A 20,501-nucleotide genomic window follows, 5' to 3' on the forward strand; every position below is an offset into this window, starting at 1 on the left:
AGGGGATGACCCGTGGATAGGGGTGAAAGGCCAATCAAACCCGGAGATATCTCGTTCTCCCCGAAATAGCTTTAGGGCTAGCCTCGGCCGTTCTCCGACGGCGGTAGAGCACTGGATCGTCGAGGGGGCTTCACCGCCTACCGACACGAACCAAACTCCGAATGCCGCCGGATCAGAGGCCGGGAGTCAGAACATGTGGGCTAAGCTGTGTGTTCGAGAGGGAAACAGCCCAGACCGCCCGCTAAGGTCCCCAAATCCATGCTGAGTGGCAAAGGATGTGCGTTTGCCTAGACAACCAGGATGTTGGCTTAGAAGCAGCCATGCATTTAAAGAGTGCGTAACAGCTCACTGGTCAAGTGGACATGCGCCGACAATTCACGGGGCTAAGCATGGTACCGAAGCGGCGGACTAATCTATATTAGTGGTAGGGGAGCTTTCCCCGCAGCGGAGAAGCCGAGAGGGCGACCCTCGGTGGAGCGCGGGGAAGTGAGAATGCTGGCATGAGTAACGAGAGCGGCGCGAGAAACGCCGCCGCCGTAAGCCTAAGGGTTCCTGGGCAAGGCTAATCCTCCCAGGGTCAGTCGGGAGCTAAGGCGAGGCCGAGAGGCGTAGCCGATGCGCAACAGGCGGACATTCCTGTACCGCCTGCGGACCGCTATCACCGACGGGGTGACGGAGAAGGGTAGCCGAGCGGGGTTCTGGACGTCCCCGTGAAAGCGCGTAGGGAGCATCGCATGGAAATCAGCGGCGCATATATCCTGAGACGCGAGACGAAAGCTTATGCTGAAGTCGGCGAGCCCATGCTTCCGAGAAAAACCTCTAGGAAGGGACGCAGGCGCCCGTACCAAAACCGACACAGGTGGGCAGGTAGAGCATACCGAGGCGATCGGGAGAACCATGGTTAAGGAACTCGGCATACTGACTCCGTAACTTCGGGAGAAGGAGTGCCCCTGGCGGTGACGGGACTAGCTCCCCGAGCGGCCGGGGGTCGCAGCGAAACGGCCCAAGCGACTGTTTATCAAAAACACAGGACTCTGCAAAGCCGTAAGGCGACGTATAGGGTCTGACGCCTGCCCGGTGCTGGAAGGTTACGCGGATGGGTCAGCCGCAAGGCGAAGCTCTGAAGCCAAGCCCCAGTAAACGGCGGCCGTAACTATAACGGTCCTAAGGTAGCGAAATTCCTTGTCGGGTAAGTTCCGACCTGCACGAATGGCGTAACGATTTGGGCGCTGTCTCAACCATGGACCCGGTGAAATTGTATTATTCGTGAAGATGCGAATTACCTGCGGAAGGACGGAAAGACCCCGTGAACCTTTACTGCAGCTTGACATTGATCGTTGGCTCGGCGCGTAGAGGATAGGCAGGAGGCTGCGAAGCCCGGGCGCCAGCCCGGGCGGAGCCGACCTTGGAATACTGCCCTCGTCGCGTCGGCGATCTAACCCCCGGCCGTGATCCGGCGGGGGGACCGTGTCAGGCGGGTAGTTTGACTGGGGCGGTCGCCTCCCAAAACGTAACGGAGGCGCGCAAAGGTCCGCTCAGAACGGTCGGCAACCGTTCGCAGAGCGCAAGAGTACAAGCGGGCTTGACTGCGAGGCCCACAAGCCGAGCAGAGACGAAAGTCGGTTCTAGTGATCCGGCGGCACAGAGTGGAATGGCCGTCGCTCAACGGATAAAAGGTACTCCGGGGATAACAGGCTGATCTTGCCCAAGAGTCCACATCGACGGCAAGGTTTGGCACCTCGATGTCGGCTCATCGCATCCTGGGGCTGAAGTCGGTCCCAAGGGTATGGCTGTTCGCCATTTAAAGCGGTACGCGAGCTGGGTTCAGAACGTCGTGAGACAGTTCGGTCCCTATCCTCCGCAGGCGCAAGAGGATTGAGGAGGTCTGCCCCTAGTACGAGAGGACCGGGGTGGACGGACCTCTGGTGCAGCAGTTGTCGACCAACGGCACGGCTGCCTAGCTACGTCCGGCACGGATAACCGCTGAAAGCATCTAAGTGGGAAGCCGTCTCCAAGATGAGTCCTCTTTCCGGTAAGGGCCCAGGCAGAACACCTGGTCGATAGGCCGCAGGTGCAAGGCGTGCGAGCGCCTCAGCCGAGCGGTACTAATAGCCCGAGCTCTTCTTCGCATGCATATCCCTCGGGTTGCGCGATCGAAAGTCACGAGCGCTGTGCAACCGCCAGGGTGGCGCGGGGGGATCCCGCGGCCCTGACGGGGCCATACAGGCCCGCGCGGGAACGCCCTGCGCGAGCGCGACCATGGAGGCGGGGATCACCCGGTCCCATTCCGAACCCGGCAGTTAAGCCCGCCATCGCCGAAAGTACTGCAGCGTCAGGCTGTGGGAGGATAGGGCGTCGCGCTCGCGGAGGGCGTTTCGGCATGCGGAGGCCCCGCCCCCCTCGGGAGGCGGGGCCTCCGCGCGTTCCGGGGCTCCGCTCCCCTAGGAGGCGCGTGGCGTTCCGTGTCCGGGGTCTTGAGGCTCATCCCGCTCGGGAGCTGGATCGCGAAGCCTTCGAGTAATCCGTCTCCGGCCTTATTCGCCCTCTTCTTTCTCCCATTGTCTACTGCTTCCCTTTTCCTTGCGTTCCGCATGCGCCGAAGCGCCGTTGGGACAACTCGCTTGCTATATATGTTGACAACATGCATGCTTAAGGAGTATAGATGTTATTAGCATATAGAGGCGAGCTTGCGGAAGGAAGTGGGGCCTATGCCGAGAGACGATTGCGGCGGAGAGGGTGCGGCGCGTCAGCCGTGTTGTCGACGCCGCGGAGGCGGCGGCGGGGCGTTGGTCGAGCCTGCCGCCCTTGCAGCATTGCTGTATGCGGGCGGATATGGCTACGACATGCGCAAGGCGATCCTCGAGCGTACGAATGGCGAGGTGGATGTCGACGTAGGCGGCTTGTACCGGTCGCTCAGACGGCTCGAGGACGAAGGTGCGGTGGCATCTCGATGGTGCGACGAGGACGTTGGGCCGCGCCGTCGCGAGTACGAGCTGACGCAGCAGGGAGTCGAACTGGCCGAACAGTGGCTCGATGCGCTTCGGGCGCGACGGCGCCTCGATGATTTGCTGGTCGAGTTGCTGGAAGGCGGCTTGGCGGAGCTGAAACGAAACGACGTTTGAAGTATTATCCGGACATGAATGAAAGAAGGGCGAGATGGGCGAGACGATGAAGCTTGCGGTGCCGACGATGGGCGAAGCGGGGTTGGAATCCGAGCGCGCGGGGCATTTCGGCCACTGCGACTGCTTCACTGTGGTGGAGATCGCCGATGGCGAGATCACGGGTACGAGCGAGGTGGCCAACCCTCCGCACGAGGAAGGCGAGTGCATGCGTCCGGTCGGCTTGTTGGCCAAAGCCGGAGTGGACGCTATCGTGGCGGCGGGCATGGGCATGCGCCCGCTCACGGGCTTCAACCAGGCGGGCATCACGGTGTACTTCGAAAACCAGACGCCGATCGTGGGTGATGCGGCGAAGCTGGTGGCTGCGGGCAGCGTGCCGGTGATGAGCGCGGACAACGCGTGCAACCATCACCACTGATCACCTGTTTGACGAGGTCGTTCGAACACCCTCGAAGCTTGGGCTTCGAGGGTGTTCTTCTTTGCGCGTTTGAAAGGTCATGCTATGCTGCAAGGAAGCGAATGAAAGGACGAAGCGGTGCGGCAACTCGATGAAGAAGGCAGATATCGTCTCGGGGCAGCGGACCTTCTGACGTCGAAGCGCTGCGTGCTGGAAGGGGCGGTGCCTCCGATCGCTATCACGCAGGAGGAGCCTGTTCGGTCGTACGGTTGGGTGAGCAAGGGGCTGCCGACGCCCGCCACGGGCGGACTCTATGTTGTCGAGTTCTTCGGAAAAAGCGATATCGCGATCTTGGCTTATATCGATCCGTTCGGGCGCGTGTTTTCGACGAGCGAAGCGTCTGCCGTGCCTCCGGCGAGGACTCCCGATCTGACGTTCGCGAGGGTTCCCCAGCAGGCTGCCGGAGAAGAGCTGGGGTGCGTGTACGTCCATGAAAGCGACGGGTCGAAAAAAGATGTTGCCCAGTACCGCTGCGCAAGCGGCCGCTATGCGCTGTTCGATTCTTGGTACGACTTCGGCCCGTACGACATGAACTTGACGTACGAAGACGCGATGGCTCGGGCGTATTTGGCGTTCGTGCTGCGTCCTTCGCTCGGAGCGCCGTCGGTACCCGAGCGCGGCATCGGCGGCGTGTTCGAGCGGCTGAAGGGTGACAAGCCCTTGACGGCGATGCGATCCATCGTGGAGGACGCGCGCTGTGCCGAGGACGATCCGGTGTGCAAGCCTCCTGCGCTCGTCAGCTGCTTGGCGCACTGGCTGACCGAGGCGGGGCTGGACAAACTGGCAGGGGTCAAGGACGAGGCGCTGCGCTTGGTTCGCACCGTGCGCTACGCCAACACCTATTATCTGGGCGTGGAAGACGGGGAAGCTCCTATCACGATCGAGACGGTGTGGGCGATCGAGGCTGCGCTCAATCGGTTTCTGCTGGTAAGCGAGGCGTTCGGCGATCGCGCCTCGATGGCAACGGAGGCGGATTGCGCTCGGTGGGACGCCTATCTGCTGGAAACGGTGGCTGCGCAGCGTCCAGTGATGGACGGGCCTGCGGATGCGCCTGCGGCAGAGCGGGCGGGCGAATGGAGCGTGCGGTGCGCGATAGGGGCGATGCTCGAGCGGTTGCGGCTTCCGGTGCGTTTGGACGCGTCGATGCGCTTCGACGTGGAGGCGGGGGCGGCGGCGTTCGATCTGAAGGTTCCGGGCGCGTCGCTCATGCCGTCGTGGGCGTGGCGGGAGGAAAGCGGCTGGGTGCAGGCGAGCGAGCGCGATCGGGACGCGCAGGCGCATCGCTACGCGCTGCATCTGGGGCTGGTGCTGGCTGCTGCTGCATTCGACGCTTCGTCTGGAATCCGACGCGTCGACATCGTGGCGCGGCCGTGCGAGAACGCGGCGCCGAGCTCGAGCGACGAAAGTAAGGGAGAGTTTCCGCGCGAGTCGTCTGCGCGGGCGTTCGTGCAGACGACGTTCGCTCGGGAAACGTACGAGGCGTTCGGACGCTTCGAGGATGCGCGCGCCGGCGACCCGTTGCCGCCGTATGCGGCGAGCGGGGCGATCTTCGATGTGGAGGCGGCCGAAGCGTTCGCGTACGTCGACGCCCTTCCGTCGCACGAGCTGCGTCTGCAGATGCCGGAAGTGGTCGACGGGGCGTTGGCGGACGACATGCGCGTCCAGCTGGGCGCCGAGCGATGCAAGGACATGCGCATCACCTTTCATGCTGCGCGTCGCCGCATGGCCGAAGGCCTTGCCGACGAGATCGTGCGCGCTTCGAGCACGGCGGACGCCATCCGGCTCGTTCGCGCGGCGCAGGAGGAGGCGGCAGTCCAGGACGACGACCGTACGGTAGCGTCGTGCACGCGGCTCATGGCGGCGCTTGCCGAAGGCGAGATCGGCTTGGGCGATCAGAACGCAGTGGTGGCGCGCTTCCTCGGAGAGGATCGGTGCCTTGCGGCGCTCGGACGTGCTCGGTCGTTGTCTACGAGCGGCGACCAGGAGACGGCGGTGCAGGTGCTCATCGATGCCGTAGGGGAAGCGGCGGCCCTCGACGGGTTCGTGGACGGCGCGACCACCGTGTACCGTTCGTTCGACTCGTACGCGTCGCGCGTGCTGTACAACCGTGCGCGGGCGGGTGCGGGCGCTCCGTCGCGCGCTTCGGCGGATGCGGGCAAGCGGGTGGAGGTGGTCCCCGATTCCTACTACCTGTGCCATCTGGAGATCACGCAGCTTTTGGAGCACTCGTTCGAGCGTACCGAAGAGGCGTTGCGGTTCGGCCAGCGCGCCATCGAGCTGGGGCCTGCGACGGCAGCCGGCTACCGTCAGCTGGGTCGCGCTTACATGTTGGTGGGCGACATGGAGAACGCCGCCGCGGTGCTGGAGGAGGGACTGCTGATCGCCGTGCAGCCCAGCGACATCGCCATGGCGTACTACCAGCTTGCGTACGTGCTGTGGAAGGCGGGACGGCCGCAGGCGGGCGCGGCATGCTACCTTAAATCGCTCATGACCTCGTCGTCGATGGCGATGCAGGCCACGGCCGAACTCCAGGAGCTGGTGGAGGAGACGGGCGTGGCGCTGCCGCCGAGGGAAGTCGTCGACGAAGAACTGGCGAAGCATGCGGTGCCGGTGGCGCCTACCGCCGAGGTGCTCGAAGCGTTGGGCTCCGGCGCGTCCGCTGCCGTCGATGTCGGGATGTTCCCCGTCGCACGCAACCTGCTGGCCCTGCGCCTGCGCTACCGTCCGGACGACGCGCTGGTGAACGTGCTCCGTTCGTTGGGCGAGTGATGGCGGCTTCGCGGGTGTTTGCGCTACAATAGACCGATTCAGAATGCGAGAGACGAAGGATACGCCATGGCTTTGCAAGCTCCCGAAGGAACGAAGGACCTCCTGCCCGACGAGGCGAAATTCTGGGCGCACTTCAAGGCGACGGCCGCCGACATGTTCGGTCGCTACGGCTATGTGACTATCGAGACGCCCGTCTTCGAGCAGACCGAGCTGTTCGTGCGCGGCATCGGCGAGGCTACCGATGTCGTGTCGAAGGAGATGTTCACGGCGATCTCGGGCGAGAACCTGAACAAGCTTCTGGGCGGCGGCACCATCAAGGGCAAGAGCCGCCTGTCGCTGCGTCCCGAAGGCACGGCGGGTGTGGTGCGCGCGGTGGTGCAGCACGATCTGGTGCCGCAGGGCGCGGCTCCGGCGAAGCTCATGTACGCAGGCCCGATGTTCCGCGCCGAGCGTCCGCAGAAGGGTCGCCAGCGTCAGTTCAACCAGGTAGGCGTCGAGTGCCTGGGCGCCGAAGATCCCAGCGTGGACGCCGAGGGCATCATCATGCTCATGCGCTTCTTCGCCGCCATCGGCATTCCCGTGGACGCCACGCGCCTTCTGGTGAACTCTATGGGCTGCGAGCAGTGTCGCCCGGCGTACCGCGATGCCGTGAAGGCGTACATGGACGCGCATGCGGACGAGCTGTGCGACGAGTGCAAGCGCCGCGCGGAGATCAACCCGCTGCGCGCGTTCGATTGCAAGAACCCCGACTGCGCCGCCGTGATGGCCGATGCGCCGAAGATCACCGAGCACCTATGCGACGACTGCCGCGAGCACTACGACACCGTGAAGGCGTACCTCGGCGGCGCGGGCCTTTCCTTCGAGGAGGATCCGAAGCTGGTGCGCGGCTTGGACTACTACACGCGCACGGTGTTCGAAGTGCAGGTGACCGAGGGTATGGGCAGCCAGAACGCCATCGGTGGCGGAGGGCGCTACGACAAGCTGGCCGAGGAGGTGGGCGGGCGCCCCACGCCCGGCTTCGGCTTCGCGCTGGGCTACGAGCGGTGCGCGTTGGCGCTGCAGGCGGCGGGCTACGAGTTCCCCGCGGCTCGGCGCTGCGACTTCTTCGTGGCCTGCGTGGACGACTCGGTGCGCGCGGAGGCGTTCTCGCTCGTTCAGGCTTGCCGCGACGCGGGGCTCATCGGCGAGATGGATCATCAGCATCGCAGCTTGAAGAGCCAGTTCAAGCTGGCCGACAAGCTGGGTGCCGTGGTCGTTGCGGTGCTGGGTCCCGACGAGCTGGCCGCCGGCCAGGTGAAGGTGCGCAACATGCGGACGCACCAGGAGAGCGCGGCGGATCTCGCCGCGCTGAAGAAGCTGCTGGCGCATTTCGGCGGCGAGCCGTTCGGTGGAGAGGCGGATTCCCTCGAGGCTGTGCTGGGCAAGCTGGAAGCCCGATAGCCGTCAGCGTGCGGGAGGGGCGATAGCGAGCAAGACGACGAAGGCGGCCGAGAGGCCGCCTTCGCTTGGGAGAGGGAGGATCTTGTTAGAGGCTTACCATTTCCCGGCGCTCAGGTTCTTGCCGAGCAGGTAGCCGAAGGTGGTGCAGGCCCCGCCCAGGTTGATGCCGGGCACCTTGTAGTCGTACACGTCGCCGTACATGTCTCCCACGACGGTGCCCACGCCGTACAGGCCGGGGATGGGGTCGTTTTGGTTATCGCACACGTGCATCTGGATGTCGGTGTTGAGGCCTCCTGTGATGCATAGCGTGTAAGGCTCGTTTTTGATGCCGTAGAACGGGGGCTGCTTCACTGGCAGCAGGAAGCGCTTGTCCTTGTGGAACTCGTCGTCGAGGCCCGTCTCGCAGTACGAGTTGTACCGTTCGACCTGGGCGAGGAACTCCTCGCGCGGCAGACCCAGACCGTCGGCCAGCTCTTCGAGCGTGTCGGCCTTCACGGCGTTCTCGGCCATCGTGGCGTCGAAGCCGGCGTACTCGTCGGTGGTGGTCCAGTCGGTGTTGGGGTCGAACAGCGCCTGGATGGCGTCGTAGACCTCCTGCGTGTCGCGCGGCTCGCCGCCCACGCGGTCGCTCTGCCAGGGGGCGGAGTCCTGCACCCAGTTCTCGTCCCAGATGAGGAACGCGCATCCGTCGGGCTGCACGCGCTGCGGATAGGGCATGTAGCCGTACGTGCAGTTTTCGTTGGAGTAGCGCACGCCCTTCTTGTTCACCAGCAGGCCGGGGAACGTGGTGAGCGCGCCTTCCGCCCACCAGCGGCAGGGCAGCACTTCGTCGCCCATCGTGGCCAGCATGGGGGCGTTCGGCGTGTACTTCTGCCAGGACGCGCCGATCCACAGCGCCAGCTTGAGGCCGCTGCCGTCGTAGACGCCGCCGTAGCCGAAGGGCAGCGCCATGGGGCAGTACTTCGCCACCATGTCCTTGTCCTGCGAGAAGTCGCCCGTGGCCAGCACGACGCCCTTCGTGGCCTTGTAGCGGGTGTACTCGCCGTCGCGCTTGGCCACGCAGCCGGTGACGCGGCCGGTGTTGTCGCCCTCGCGGTCGAGCTGCACGGCGGTGGTGCTGAAGAAGACCTGGCCGCCGCCCTTCTGGATTTCCTCGGTCAGCGCTTCGACGACGATCTGCTGCGACGCGCCGGCCGCTTGGGCACCCTCGGCGACGAAGGAGTGGGATACGTTCAGCGTTTTGAGCGGGCCGCCGTCCCACCAGTCGGTGCCGCCGTCGCGCTGGTTGTTCTCGATGACGGCGGAGATGCCGTAGGGCTCCATCTTGTCCATGAGCCAGTTCATGGCGTTGCCGGACTCGTTGTAGACGAGCCACCACTTCTCCTGGTCGAGGCGGAAGCTGTTCGACGCGAAGATCTCCTGGAAGATGGGTTCGATCTCCTCGCGGGTGAAGTCGAGGCCCAGCTCGTGGGTGAGGCGCGTGTTGAACGCCGCGTTGGAGCCGCCGCGCGACACGGGGCCGTCGCTCGAGGCGATTACCACGACGTCGGCGCCTTCCTCGACGGCGGACGTGGCGGTGACGAGGCCGCCCACGCCGGCGCCGATGACGAGGATCTCGCATTCCACGGTGTTTCCGATCTTGCTCTCGTCCACGGGCTCGGGCGGAATCTCGAAGTTCCACTTCGCGTTCGTGAATTTCTCGGCGTCGAGCACGAGGTCGCCCGATGCGGCGGCGACGGTTTCCTTATCCTGCGGCGCGCATCCGGCCAAGCCGAGCGTGCCCGCTGCGGCCGCGGCGGCTCCGGCCACCGTGGCGCCCTTCAGGAAGCTGCGACGATCCATCGACCTTGCTGTTCCCATGTTCCCTCCTTCGTTCGGATGATCCCCTGCCGAGCGCTGCGGCGACGTCTTTCGCTTCGTCTTGCGCGACGCTCGACGGGATGTAGCGTATGCCCGATCGGGCCGGCGCGCGTCACTCAAAACGTGGCATTGGCGGGTTCGAAGGCATGCGGGCGCGCATCTCACTCGAAATGCGTTATTCCTTGGCGGCGCTGTCATTTATACTGGCACCATGGCATCGCGTCCATGGAAGGGGAATCATGGAAAAGGGGAGGGCCGATACCGAAGGAGGCTCCACGCTGTTCGTCCGCCCGACGGTGCTGGACGCAGGAATCGGGGTGCTGTACTTCTTCACGTCGCATATGGTCATCCGGGCGATGTACTCGATCGGGGTTGATCGCACGTCGACGGAGCTGTCCGTGTTCTTCCTCGTGGTCATCGCATCGGTCATCGCGGCGCATCTGCTGTCGAAGCCGCTGCTGCGGGCGCGCCGGTTCGCGGAATCGGCTTTGGGGATACCGGCGGTCAGCGTGACGGCGGCGTTGGGAGCCACGCTCGCGCTCGTGTCGATGCTGCCGGTGGTGGGCGTGGGGCTGTTCTATGCGTCGGGCGCCTTGCTGGGGCTTGCGTGCGGGTGGATCATCGTCATCTGGACGTCGACCATCCACGCTTCGCGGCCCGAGAGCGCCTCGTTCTACCTCGATCCGGCGCTCGTGGTGGCCGTCGTGTGCTATTTTCTGTTCCGCTGCGTCAGCTCGTTCTCGGACACGATCGCGCAGGGGTTCCTGCTCGCGCTGCCGCTGGTGACCATCGCGTGCATCATCCGCGCCGCCAAGCCCGCCGACGAGGGCGATGCGCCCGCGCTGGGCGAGGGGACGCAGGCGCTGCAAGTGCTGGTGGCGGTTGCAGCGGCGTTCGCCATCGGCTGCAGCGTGACCGTGTACTTGGCGGGGCGCGAGAACGACGTGTTGTCGTCGGGGCTTAACTACATGGTGCTGTTCGAGGTGCTGGCGGTCATCCTCATGGCGTTCTGCTGCTGGCTGATGAGCCGGTTCTCGCAGCAACGGGGCGCGCTGTCGCCGCGCGGCACCGCGGTGCTTTCGTTTTGCGTGTGCTATCTGCCCCTGTTCTCCATCGGGCTGGTGATGGGCGGGGCGGCCATCCCGTCGAACGCGCCGGACGCGCTGTGGGAGAGCAACGTGTGGGTGCTGCTCATCGCCATCTTCGCTTACGACATCCGCGATTCGGTGTACGCCATCCGCGGGTTGGCCGTGGGGCTGATGTTCGAGGCCATGTGCATCGGCCAGCTGATCGCGCGCGTGTCCACGCTGAGCTTCTCATCGTGCGCGCTTGCGGTGGCCGGGGCGCTGACGGCGCTGTACTTCTTCAGCGTGGGAAGGCAGCTGCTGCGCGGGGTGCCGAAGAGGAAGCAGCCGCGCGAGGAGGAGAGGCGGGCCGAGGAGCCGCGGGCGCGCGCCGAGGCGGAGACGGAAGACGAGGCGATGCCGTCCGAGATGCTGGCGTACTGCCGCAAGCTCGCGCTGGAGAACGGCTTGACGCCGCGGGAGGCCGAGATACTCGGGCTCATCGCCATGGGGCGCAGCGCGAAGTACATCGCCGAGGAGTTGACGATCTCGCACAACACGACGCGCACCCATATCAAGCACGTGTACGAGAAGCTGAACATCCACTCGAAGCAGGAGCTGCTCGACCTCGTGCTGTTCGGGTCGGGATTGATATGAGGCGCGCCCGCGCCGCCGGGGCGGGCGGCGTGTTCGCGAGGGGCGGGATAGGCAAACGTCTTAAAAGGCGGCTGCCCCTATTTACGGCATTGATCGGTGTCGCGTGGGGCGCCGGTGGCGTTTGAGTGCTCGGTCATGTATACTACATGCATATCGCAGTTTCATGAAAGGAGCCCTCATGCCGGCGTTGCAGGTGCGAGATTTTCCCGACGATTTGTACGAGCAGTTGAAGGCGTATGCGGCCAGCCAGCATCGCAGCATCGCGCAGCAGACCATCGTGGCGGTGGAGCAGATGCTGGAGGCCGCCGACGCGCAGCATTATTGGGACGGGCATGACCTGCACCGCCTGGAGCGGCGCCCGCGTTACTTCGACTTCGACACCGAGGCGAAGCGAGCCGTGCGCATCGAGAAGCGCAAGGAGCTGTTCGCGGAGATCGACAAGCTGCCGAAATTTGACGTTCCGGATGATTTTCCGGACACGGTGGAACTCATACGCCAGGGTCGCGAGGAGCGGGATGCGATTATCGACGCGATGATTGCTGCCGAGAAGCAGAAGGCGGTCGAAGCATGATAGTCCTTGATTGTTCTGCGGCGGTTGACATGGTAAGGGAGACCGAAGCCGGTCGAGCTCTGAGGCAATTGATGCTTGAAGGAGAAGAGGTAATCAGCTCTCAGCTCTTTCTCATTGAGGTGTCGAATGCTTTTTGGAAATACCATAAAGCGGGTCTTCTTGATGAGAAAACGGTATGCGCCAACATCGAGAAAGCGATCGCTCTCGTAGACGAGTTCTGTGATCTTGATAAAACCCAGTGCTGCGAGGCCACGAAAGAAGCGATGCGCTTGCGCCATCCCGTTTACGACATGCTGTACTTCGTGCTCGCGCGGCGCAATGCGGCCACGTTGTTCACGCTGGATCGCAAGCTGCAGCAGCTGTGCTTGGACAACGGGGTGGACTGTGTGCTGACCGATACGAACTTCTAGCGGGTCGTTCGCGCGCATTTTGCATGAAACCGGATACCTGTTTCGACCCGCGCGCCTTCGATACTGTACAATGGCTAAGTTTGAGTAACGTTTGCCGCGTCACGGAGGGGCGGCGAATGCAGATAGCAGTGCTGAGGAGCAAGGAACCAACGTTATGACGGACTTCATGAACGAATACTGCATGCACACCGCCACGTGCGGCGAGCTGCGCAAAGGCGACGTCGGCCGCGAGGTCGTGCTGTGCGGCTGGGCGTGGCACAACCGCGACCACGGCGGGCTCATCTTCGTCGACCTGCGCGACCGCGCGGGCTACACGCAGGTGGTCGTCGATCCCGACTGCGTGAGCGCCGACGACTTCGCGAAGGCCGAGCACCTGGGCCGCGAGTACGTGCTGAAGATCGCCGGCACCGTGCGCGAGCGCGGGGCGGAGGCCGTGAACCCCAACATGGCCACGGGCGAGATCGAAGTGCTGGCGAAGTCCGTCGAGGTCCTGAACACGAGCGTGACGCCGCCGTTCTCCATCGAGGACGGCATCGAGACGGACGAGACCACGCGCATGAAGTGGCGCTACCTGGACATCCGCCGTCCCGAGATGTATCAGGCCCTGCACTTGCGCCACAAGGTGGCCCAGGCCATGCGCGGCGCGCTGAACGAGCGCGGCTTCCTGGAGGTGGAGACGCCCATCCTGGCGAACTCCACGCCCGAGGGCGCACGCGACTACATCGTGCCGAGCCGCCCGAACCCGGGCCGTTTCTACGCGCTGCCTCAGAGCCCCCAGCAGTTCAAGCAGATGCTGATGGTGGGCGGCATCGAGCGCTATTACCAGATCGCCCGCTGCTTCCGCGACGAGGACCTGCGCGCCGACCGTCAGCCCGAGTTCACGCAGGTGGACATCGAGATGGGCTTCGTGCAGGGCGAGGACGTGATGAACCTCATGGAGGACGTCATGGCCGAGACGTTGGCGGCCGTGGGCGTGGAGCACGCCTTCCCGCTTCAGCGCATGCAATACCGCGAGTCCATGGACCGCTTCGGCAACGACCGCCCCGACACGCGCTTCGGCATGGAGCTGGTGGACATCACCGACATCGTGAAGAACACGGGCTTCAAGGTGTTCTCGAGCGTGGCGCAGTCCGGCGGCGTGGTGAAGGCCATCAACGCGAAGGGCGCGGGCGACTGGAGCCGCGGCGACGTGGAGAAGCTGGCCGACATCGCAGCCGAGAACGGCGCGAAGGGCATGGCCTGGATCGCGTTCACGACCGACGGCAAGGAGAAGAGCCCCATCATCAAGTTCTTCAGCGACGAGGAGTTCGCCGCGCTGAAGGAGGCCATGGACGTGGAGCCGGGCGACCTTCTGCTGTTCGCCGCCGACACCTACGAGGTGGCGAGCGCCGTGCTGAGCGCTCTGCGCCTGCACATGGCCGATGCGCTGAACGTGCCGCGCGAGGGCCATCAGCTGCTGTGGGTGGTGAACTTCCCCATGTTCAAGTACGACGAGGACGAGAAGAAGTACGCCGCCGAGCATCATCCGTTCACCCACGTGCTGGACGAGGACGTGGACAAGATCGAGAGCGACCCGCTGGCATGCGGCAGCTACAGCTACGACCTGGTCATGGACGGCTTCGAGGTGGGCGGCGGCACCATCCGTATCCACAACGCCGACGAGCAGCGCGCCGTGCTGCGCACGTGCGGCTTGACGGACGAGGAGATCGAGGAGAAGTTCGGCCACCTCATCCACGCGCTTGAGCTGGGCGCCCCGCCGCATGGCGGCATCGCGCTGGGCCTCGACCGTCTGGTCATGCTGCTGGGCGGCAAGGCGTCCATCCGCGACGTCATCGCCTTCCCGAAGACGAGCTCCGCGAGCGATCCGATGACCGGCGCCCCGAGCGCCGTGACGGGCCGCCAGCTCAAGGAAGTCAATCTGCGCACGCTGTAGGGAAGCGAGCGAAAGAACGCATCGAGGGGCCCGTTGATCTCAACGGGCCCCTGTTCTATCCGAATGCGTTGTCGTCTGCGCCGGACTACGCCGCTGGTTCGCCGGTCTGGGCCTTGTCTTCCAAAGGCTTGCGCTGCCGGTTCAGGCGATCGAACTTGTTCTTATCGGTTTCGGCCATGCCTTGGCCGGGATCGTGACGTTTATCGAACAGCGGATCGGCGGGGTCGGTCCAGATGCGCTCGGCCACAGGTTCCCATTCCTCGATGGAACGCGTGCACTTGGCGCACAGGTCGCGCGCGCTTTCCTTCGCCTGCAGGTCGGTGGAGTGGGCGCCGGCGGTTTCCACCATGTCCGCCAGCACGTCCCGGTTCTCCAAGATGGGGCAGGGACGCAGCAAGTTGTCGTTGAACGGCTGCCGCTCGTAGTACTGCATGAAGATCGGAGATTTCAGGGCATCGAGCAACGTCGTCTCGCGTATGTTCGCGTTGGCGTAGTGCGCGAACACGCACGGCTCCACGTCGCCGGCGGCGTTGATATGCAGATAGCGTCGTCCGCCGGCGATGCATCCGCCCACGAACTCGCCATCGTTTTGGAAGTCGAGGGTGAACAGCGGTTTCTTGCTGCGCATCTCGCGGACGAAGCGGTAGAGGCGTTCGCGCTGGTCGGCTTGCACCATGAGTTCGACGGGCGCGTCCACGCCTACGGGCATGTAGGTGAATATCCAGGCGAATAGGACGCCCTGGCCGATCATCCAGTCGAAGAACTCCTCGGAGGCGATGGAATCGGCGTTGGCTGACGTGTAGCAGCACGAGACGCCGAAGGGGAGCCCGTGCTGTTTGAGCAGGCGCATTGCCCGGACGACCTTTTGGTACGTGCCCTCGCCGCGGCGTCCATCGGTTGCTTCCTCGAAGCCTTCCACGCTGATGGCGGGGATGAAGTTCTTCACGCGCAGCAAATCTTGGCAAAACTCTTCGTCTATGAGCGTCGCGTTGGTGAACGAGAGGAACGAGCAGTCGGAATGCGCTTCGCAGAGCGCGATGAGATCCCGCTTGCGCACGAGCGGCTCGCCGCCGGTGTAGATGTACACGTAGGTGCCGAGCTCGGTGCCTTGGCGGATAATGGAGTCCAGTTCGTCGTAGGAGAGGTTTTCCTGGTGACCGTACTCGGCGGCCCAACAACCGGTGCAGTGCAAGTTGCAGGCGCTCGTAGGATCCATGAGGATGGCCCAGGGCACGTTGCAGCGGTGCTTCTCGCGCATGGTCTCCTGCTTTGGCCATGCCATGAGGTTGCCGTCAACGAGGAACGTCTTGATGAAGTCGTTGCGCATCACGGGATTCAGCTCGAGCAAGCGCGTGATGAGCTGGTACCAATTGCTCTGCTGGTCGATAGCGTTGCGGAAGGCGGTCCTCTGACTGGGGAACAAGTCGGCAGGTGCTACCTTGTCCAGCATATCCATGATCTTGGTGGCGTTGCGCTCGGGGTCTTCCAAGAGATAATCGAGCGTCTTCTCGAAGGCCGCGTGCTTGATCTGATCGGTTGCCTTCATCGCTTCCTCCTCTAATGCATTGATTGTTCCACGAATGCCGAATAATCATCTTACGTAGATTCCGGTAACGAAATGAAGAAGGGCGATCGCCAAGTTGGAAACGAATGGATCTATCTGGGTGTTCTGCAGAGGATCGGGTTCGATCAACTTAGCTGGAAAGACGACGGCTTGCGACGGCGCGGCACCGCAAGGCAAAGGATTCCTGCGGTCTCGACGGCGAACGCGATGGTCGAGACTGTGTGCTTTTGGTTGCTTCAGAGGGTTGGGGTTCGACCGGATTTTGCGCTTCCTTTATACTGGAGCGGTTGTTGTTTTGAGTATCTCGAATGGGCCGGGGCGGCGCCATGTTCCGAACCTGGTCAGGTCCGGGAGGAAGCAGCCATAAGGGACCGCTGGCGAGCGCCCCTGCCTATTCGAGATACTTTTTTGTATCGGGCTGTGACCGCGAGGACGACATGGACATCATCAATTTCTTCGTCAACCTGCTCTCGGATCCGCGGGGGGCTATCGCGGGCTGGATCATCGCGCTGGGGCCGCTGTGGGTGTACTCGCCGCTGTTTCTCATCGTGTTCGTGGAGACGGGTCTTGTGTTCTTCCCGTTTTTGCCGGGCGATTCGCTGTTGTTCGCGGCGGGCGTGTTCTCTGCCGACGGTGGAGGGTTGAACGTCTGGGCTACGCTCATCGTGTTCTACGTTGCCGCTATCTTGGGCAACACGTCGAATTACTGGATCGCGCGGTTCTTCGGCGCGCGCATCATCGATTCCGGCAAAGTGAAAGCGCTCACGCCTGAACGCATGAGCAAGCTCGACCATTTCTTTGCCAAATACGGCGGGCTCACCATCGTCATCACGCGCTTCATGCCGTTCTTCCGCACGTTCGCCCCGTTCATTGCGGGTACCGGCCATATGAACTTCGGCAAGTTCACGCTGTTCAACTGCATCGGCGGCATAGCCTGGGTCAGCCTGTTCGTTTTGGTGGGATACTTCTTCGGCGGTATTCCGCTCGTGCAGGATCACTTCGAGGTCATCGTGCTGGGCATTGTCGCCGTGTCGGTGGCTCCGGCTATCATCGGCGCCGTCAAGGCCGCTATGAGCTCGCGCAAGAAGAAGACGGCTGACGGACGCACGCAGGCCCAAGCCGGGATCGATGCCGAATTGGTCGAGGAGCTCGAGCTGCGCGGCGCTCATGCGGCAGTCGAAGAAGGGCTCTCCGGCAAGCATGCGGCCCCTGTCGCGAAGGCGGTTCAGGAGATGCCGCACGGCGCTCATGCGAAGGCGGAGTCCGAAACGGAGTAGCAGGGAAGAGGGCGTACGCGATGGCAGAGGCACTTTACCGTAAATACCGGCCGCAGATCTTCGAAGACGTCGTCGGTCAGGAGCATATAGAGCGCACGATCAAAAACGCGATCGAACAGGACAAGGTGAGCCACGCCTACCTGTTCACGGGTCCGCGCGGCACCGGCAAGACCACCACGGCTCGTCTGCTGGCGAAAGCCTTGCTGTGCGAATGCGGCCCTACCCCCGAGCCTGACGGCACGTGCGATGACTGCGTGATGATTGCGAACGGCGAACATCCGGACGTCTACGAGCTGGACGCCGCGTCGCGTACGGGCGTGGAGAACGTGCGTGAGGAGATCATCGGTCGCGTCCAGTTCGCTCCTACGCGCGGGCGCTATAAGATCTATATCATCGACGAGGTTCACATGCTTTCGACGGCGGCGTTCAACGCGCTGTTGAAGACGCTCGAGGAGCCGCCGAGCCACGTGGTGTTCATCCTGGCCACCACCGATCCGCAGAAGGTGCCCGAGACCATCCATTCGCGTTGCCAGCGGTTCGACTTCCGCCGCATCTCGGCCGAGTCCATCGTGTCGCGCCTGGGTGCCATTTGCGTGTCCGAGGACGTGGAGTTCGAGGGCGAGGCGCTCGATCTGATCGCCCATCGCGCCGAAGGCGGCATGCGCAACGCGCTGACGTCGCTCGAGCAGCTGATCGCGTTCGGCGAGGGCAAGGTGACGATGGAGGTGGCCGAGAGGCTATTGGGCTCCATCGACACGAACGACCTGGCCGAGATCGTGCGCGCAATCGGTACGCGCGACGTGGCCTCGTGCTTCCGCTGGACGGCGGAGTACGTGGAAACGGGTGCGGATCTGGCGCAGTTCGTGCGCGATTTGGCCGAGCATATGCGCAACATGTACGTGCTGTCGCTGGCGGGCGCCGACGTGGCGCTTGAGGTGAGCGAAACCGTGCGGCGCGAGCTTGCGAGCGAGCTGCCGCTGTTCGGCCCTGACCGCCTGGCGCGCCTGCTGGGCGTGCTGGGCGACCTGTCGGCCGAGTTGAAGACGTCGACGAACCCGCGTCTGTCGTTCGAGATCGCGCTCACGCGCATGGTGCGGCCCGATTCCGACTTGACGCTGGAGGCTCTTGCCGAGCGCATCGAGGCGCTGGAGAGCGGGCACTCCGCGGTTGCGCACGTGATCGGGGGAGGGGCTGCTGCGGTTGCCGCCCCTCAGGTTGCGGCGGCTTCGGCTCCCCAGGTTTCGGTTGCGCCCGCGCCGGCTTCTCCGCCTGCATCCCCTGCGACCCAGGGGGCGCCGATGCCCGCCTCCCAGCCTTCCGCGGCTCCCGCTTCCGCTCCTGGTCCCGATCGCGCATCGTCGGCCGAACGCGCTGGGGCGGTGCCTGCCGCGCCGGTGCAACCCGTCGCTGCTCCGCAGGTTGCGGCGCCGTCGCGCGAGGCGGGCGGCGTCCCGCCGCAAGGGGCGGAGGGCGTTTCGGCTCCTCGACCCGCATCGCCCGTGACGCAATCTCAGGCTCCGTCCGCCGCGGCCCCCTCCGACCAGCTCAAGGCCAGCCTGCAGAATCCGGCCGCCTTGCAGCGCGTGTGGCAGGCGGTGCTGGCGACGCTCAAGAAGAACAAGGCTGCTTACGGCGTGCTGTTCCTCAACACGAAAGCGGTGTACGACGCGGGCAAGGACACGTTGATCATCGAGTTCCCGGCCGAGAACTCGTTCGCCTTCAAGGCGGTGCAGAAGCCCGACGTGCAGGAAGCGGTGTCGGTCGCGCTCAACCAGGCGTGCGGCGAGTCGTTGCACTTCGCGTACGCGCAGGGCGGCGCGGTTGCCACGGCGGCGGCTCCGGCCGCGCGTCCTGCCCCGTCGCCGACGCCGCGTCCGACGCCTGCTCCGGCCCAGCGCCCGCAGCAGCCTCAGCAGACGGCTCCGGCGGTTTCTGCTCCCGCGCCGCGCCCGAAGCCCGTGCCGGACTACGACATACCTCCGTACGAGGACGAGGTGGTTCCGTACGACGACGGTTACGTCTCGTCCGCGCCGACGCCCGCGCCTGCTCCGGATCCAGCTTCGGCGCCGACGCCTGCTGCCGTCCCGGCTCCCGCGGCTCCGGCTCCGGTGGATGCTCGCACGTCGGCGACGCCCGAGCCTGCGGTGCAGCAATCGCCCGAAGAGCTGCAGGCCATTCTGGCCGCCGGTTTCGGCGATGGCGTGCGCGTCGAAGAAGTGAGAGAATAGCGCGACAGCTAGTTCGCCGCACGTATGCGGCTTGTTCGAAACGACCATGACAGATAGGAGACGACGATGTCGAAACGAGGCGGTTTTCCCGGCGGCGGCGGTAACATGGGCGCCATGATGAAGCAGGCGCAGAAGATGCAGGCCGAGCTTGCGCGCGCCCAAGAGGAGATCAAGGACATGACGTTCGAGGCCACCGCCGGCGGCGGCATGGTGAAGGTGGTTGCGAACGGCGACATGACCGTGGACAGCATCGTCATCGACCCCGAGGCCGTGGATCCCGAGGATGTCGAGATGCTGCAGGACATGGTGGCCGCCGCGGTGAACGAGGCGCTGCGCGGCGTGTCCGAAATCAGCTCCCAGCGGTTGAACGCCGCGACCGGCGGCTTGAACATTCCGGGCCTTATGTAACCTGGTTCGGATAGAATCGCGATCATGTACGCTGCGCCGTCCATTCAGAAACTGCTCGACGAGCTTGAGCGCTTGCCGGGCGTGGGGCCGAAGTCGGCGCAGCGTATCGCGTACTGGATCCTCAACGCCGACAAGGCGACGGCGCTGCGCCTGTCGGAGGCCATCGCCGAGGTGAAGGAAACGGTGCGCTTCTGCTCGCGCTGCTTCAACTACGCCGAGGACGACCTGTGCGAGATCTGCCAGTCGTCCAAGCGCGACGCGGGCATCATCTGCGTGGTCAGCGAGCCGCGCGACATCCCGCCCATCGAGCGCACCGCGGTGTACAACGGCGTGTACCACGTGCTGGGCGGCGCCCTTTCCCCGATGGAGGGCATCGGCCCCGACGAGCTGCGCATCGCCCAGCTTATGAAGCGCCTCGCATCCGACGAGGTGCGCGAAGTGGTGCTGGCCACGAACCCCAACGTTGAGGGGGAGACCACGGCGACCTACCTCGCCCGACTCATCAAGCCGCTCGGCATCGCCGTCACCCGTCCCGCCAGCGGCCTGCCCGTCGGCGGCGACCTCGAGTTCGCCGATGAGGTTACCCTCGGCCGCGCTATCGAAGCCAGACGGCCGCTGTAGGGGAGGCGGGCAGGGGAGTTTACTCCTCTCGCTTGCGAGTTTAATCTTGCCGCGAACGTATCGAAGCGAGCGTATGAAGTACTATGGGACGTATGGCGACGGCATTGACGGGTGATGTCGGGT

14 protein-coding genes, 2 rRNA genes and 1 other RNA gene (1 of these 17 cut by a window edge) are annotated in these 20,501 nt (G+C 64.3%); 15 read left to right on the forward strand and 2 right to left on the reverse strand.

The annotated features are described in order from the left end of the window. From ELEN_RS02970 to hisS, 6 genes are all read left to right on the forward strand, one after another. Nucleotides 1-2,129, forward strand: a 23S ribosomal RNA gene (locus tag ELEN_RS02970); it begins 842 nt to the left of the window's first position. Nucleotides 2,130-2,249: 120 nt separating this feature from the next. Then, nucleotides 2,250-2,364, forward strand: a 5S ribosomal RNA gene (gene rrf / locus ELEN_RS02975). 344 nt (nt 2,365-2,708) lie between these two features. After that, nucleotides 2,709-3,122, forward strand: a complete 414-nt coding sequence (locus ELEN_RS02980; RefSeq protein ID WP_009609487.1) for a PadR family transcriptional regulator — start codon at nt 2,709-2,711, stop codon at nt 3,120-3,122. A 34-nt stretch (nt 3,123-3,156) separates the two neighbouring features. Then, nucleotides 3,157-3,537, forward strand: a complete 381-nt coding sequence (locus ELEN_RS02985; protein WP_015760050.1) for a NifB/NifX family molybdenum-iron cluster-binding protein — start codon at nt 3,157-3,159, stop codon at nt 3,535-3,537. Nucleotides 3,538-3,654: 117 nt separating this feature from the next. After that, nucleotides 3,655-6,345, forward strand: a complete 2,691-nt coding sequence (locus ELEN_RS02990; RefSeq protein WP_009305175.1) for a hypothetical protein — start codon at nt 3,655-3,657, stop codon at nt 6,343-6,345. A gap of 66 nt (nt 6,346-6,411) precedes the next feature. Next, complete coding sequence (gene hisS / locus ELEN_RS02995; RefSeq protein WP_009609493.1) at nt 6,412-7,785, forward strand: histidine--tRNA ligase; 1,374 nt, start codon at nt 6,412-6,414, stop codon at nt 7,783-7,785. Nucleotides 7,786-7,878: 93 nt separating this feature from the next. Here the strand turns inward: hisS and ELEN_RS03000 are convergent, their stop codons facing one another. After that, nucleotides 7,879-9,645 (reverse strand): FAD-dependent oxidoreductase, encoded by a 1,767-nt coding sequence (locus tag ELEN_RS03000; RefSeq protein WP_009609476.1) that lies wholly within the window; start codon nt 9,643-9,645, stop codon nt 7,879-7,881. A 239-nt stretch (nt 9,646-9,884) separates the two neighbouring features. Here ELEN_RS03000 and ELEN_RS03005 point away from each other — a divergent pair, with 239 nt between their 5' ends. From ELEN_RS03005 to aspS, 4 genes are all read left to right on the forward strand, one after another. Further along, the gene (locus ELEN_RS03005; protein ID WP_009609499.1) at nt 9,885-11,366 is read left to right on the forward strand and encodes a helix-turn-helix domain-containing protein; all 1,482 of its coding nucleotides are present in this window, start codon (nt 9,885-9,887) and stop codon (nt 11,364-11,366) included. 178 nt (nt 11,367-11,544) lie between these two features. After that, nucleotides 11,545-11,937, forward strand: a complete 393-nt coding sequence (locus tag ELEN_RS03010) for a ribbon-helix-helix domain-containing protein (protein WP_009609486.1) — start codon at nt 11,545-11,547, stop codon at nt 11,935-11,937. Further along, complete coding sequence (locus tag ELEN_RS03015) at nt 11,934-12,347, forward strand: type II toxin-antitoxin system VapC family toxin (protein ID WP_035577846.1); 414 nt, start codon at nt 11,934-11,936, stop codon at nt 12,345-12,347. The genes ELEN_RS03010 and ELEN_RS03015 overlap by 4 nt, the downstream gene beginning before the upstream one ends. Before the next feature lie 154 nt (nt 12,348-12,501). Then, nucleotides 12,502-14,280, forward strand: coding sequence for an aspartate--tRNA ligase (aspS, locus tag ELEN_RS03020; protein ID WP_009609490.1), 1,779 nt, complete (start codon nt 12,502-12,504; stop codon nt 14,278-14,280). A gap of 85 nt (nt 14,281-14,365) precedes the next feature. Here aspS and ELEN_RS03025 read toward each other — a convergent pair whose 3' ends face one another. Further along, nucleotides 14,366-15,826 (reverse strand): radical SAM/SPASM domain-containing protein, encoded by a 1,461-nt coding sequence (locus ELEN_RS03025; RefSeq protein WP_009609472.1) that lies wholly within the window; start codon nt 15,824-15,826, stop codon nt 14,366-14,368. Nucleotides 15,827-16,149: 323 nt separating this feature from the next. On the opposite strand from ELEN_RS03025, the gene ffs reads away from it, so the two are divergent. The 5 genes from ffs (at nt 16,150) to recR (ending at nt 20,378) form a co-directional block, all read left to right on the forward strand. Further along, nucleotides 16,150-16,245, forward strand: an RNA gene (gene ffs, locus ELEN_RS15830) — signal recognition particle sRNA small type. Nucleotides 16,246-16,281: 36 nt separating this feature from the next. Beyond that, nucleotides 16,282-17,121, forward strand: coding sequence for a VTT domain-containing protein (locus ELEN_RS03030; protein WP_009305167.1), 840 nt, complete (start codon nt 16,282-16,284; stop codon nt 17,119-17,121). Between the two features lie 20 nt (nt 17,122-17,141). Then, on the forward strand, nt 17,142-19,349 hold the full coding sequence (dnaX, locus tag ELEN_RS03035; protein ID WP_015760051.1) for a DNA polymerase III subunit gamma/tau: 2,208 nt from the start codon (nt 17,142-17,144) through the stop codon (nt 19,347-19,349). 66 nt (nt 19,350-19,415) lie between these two features. Then, nucleotides 19,416-19,757, forward strand: a complete 342-nt coding sequence (locus tag ELEN_RS03040; RefSeq protein WP_009305164.1) for a YbaB/EbfC family nucleoid-associated protein — start codon at nt 19,416-19,418, stop codon at nt 19,755-19,757. 24 nt (nt 19,758-19,781) lie between these two features. Next, on the forward strand, nt 19,782-20,378 hold the full coding sequence (recR, locus tag ELEN_RS03045) for a recombination mediator RecR (protein ID WP_015760052.1): 597 nt from the start codon (nt 19,782-19,784) through the stop codon (nt 20,376-20,378). The last annotated feature ends 123 nt before the right edge of the window (nt 20,379-20,501 follow it).

Origin of the sequence: Eggerthella lenta DSM 2243 (assembly GCF_000024265.1) — a bacterium.
Classification (GTDB): Bacteria; Actinomycetota; Coriobacteriia; order Coriobacteriales; family Eggerthellaceae; genus Eggerthella; species Eggerthella lenta.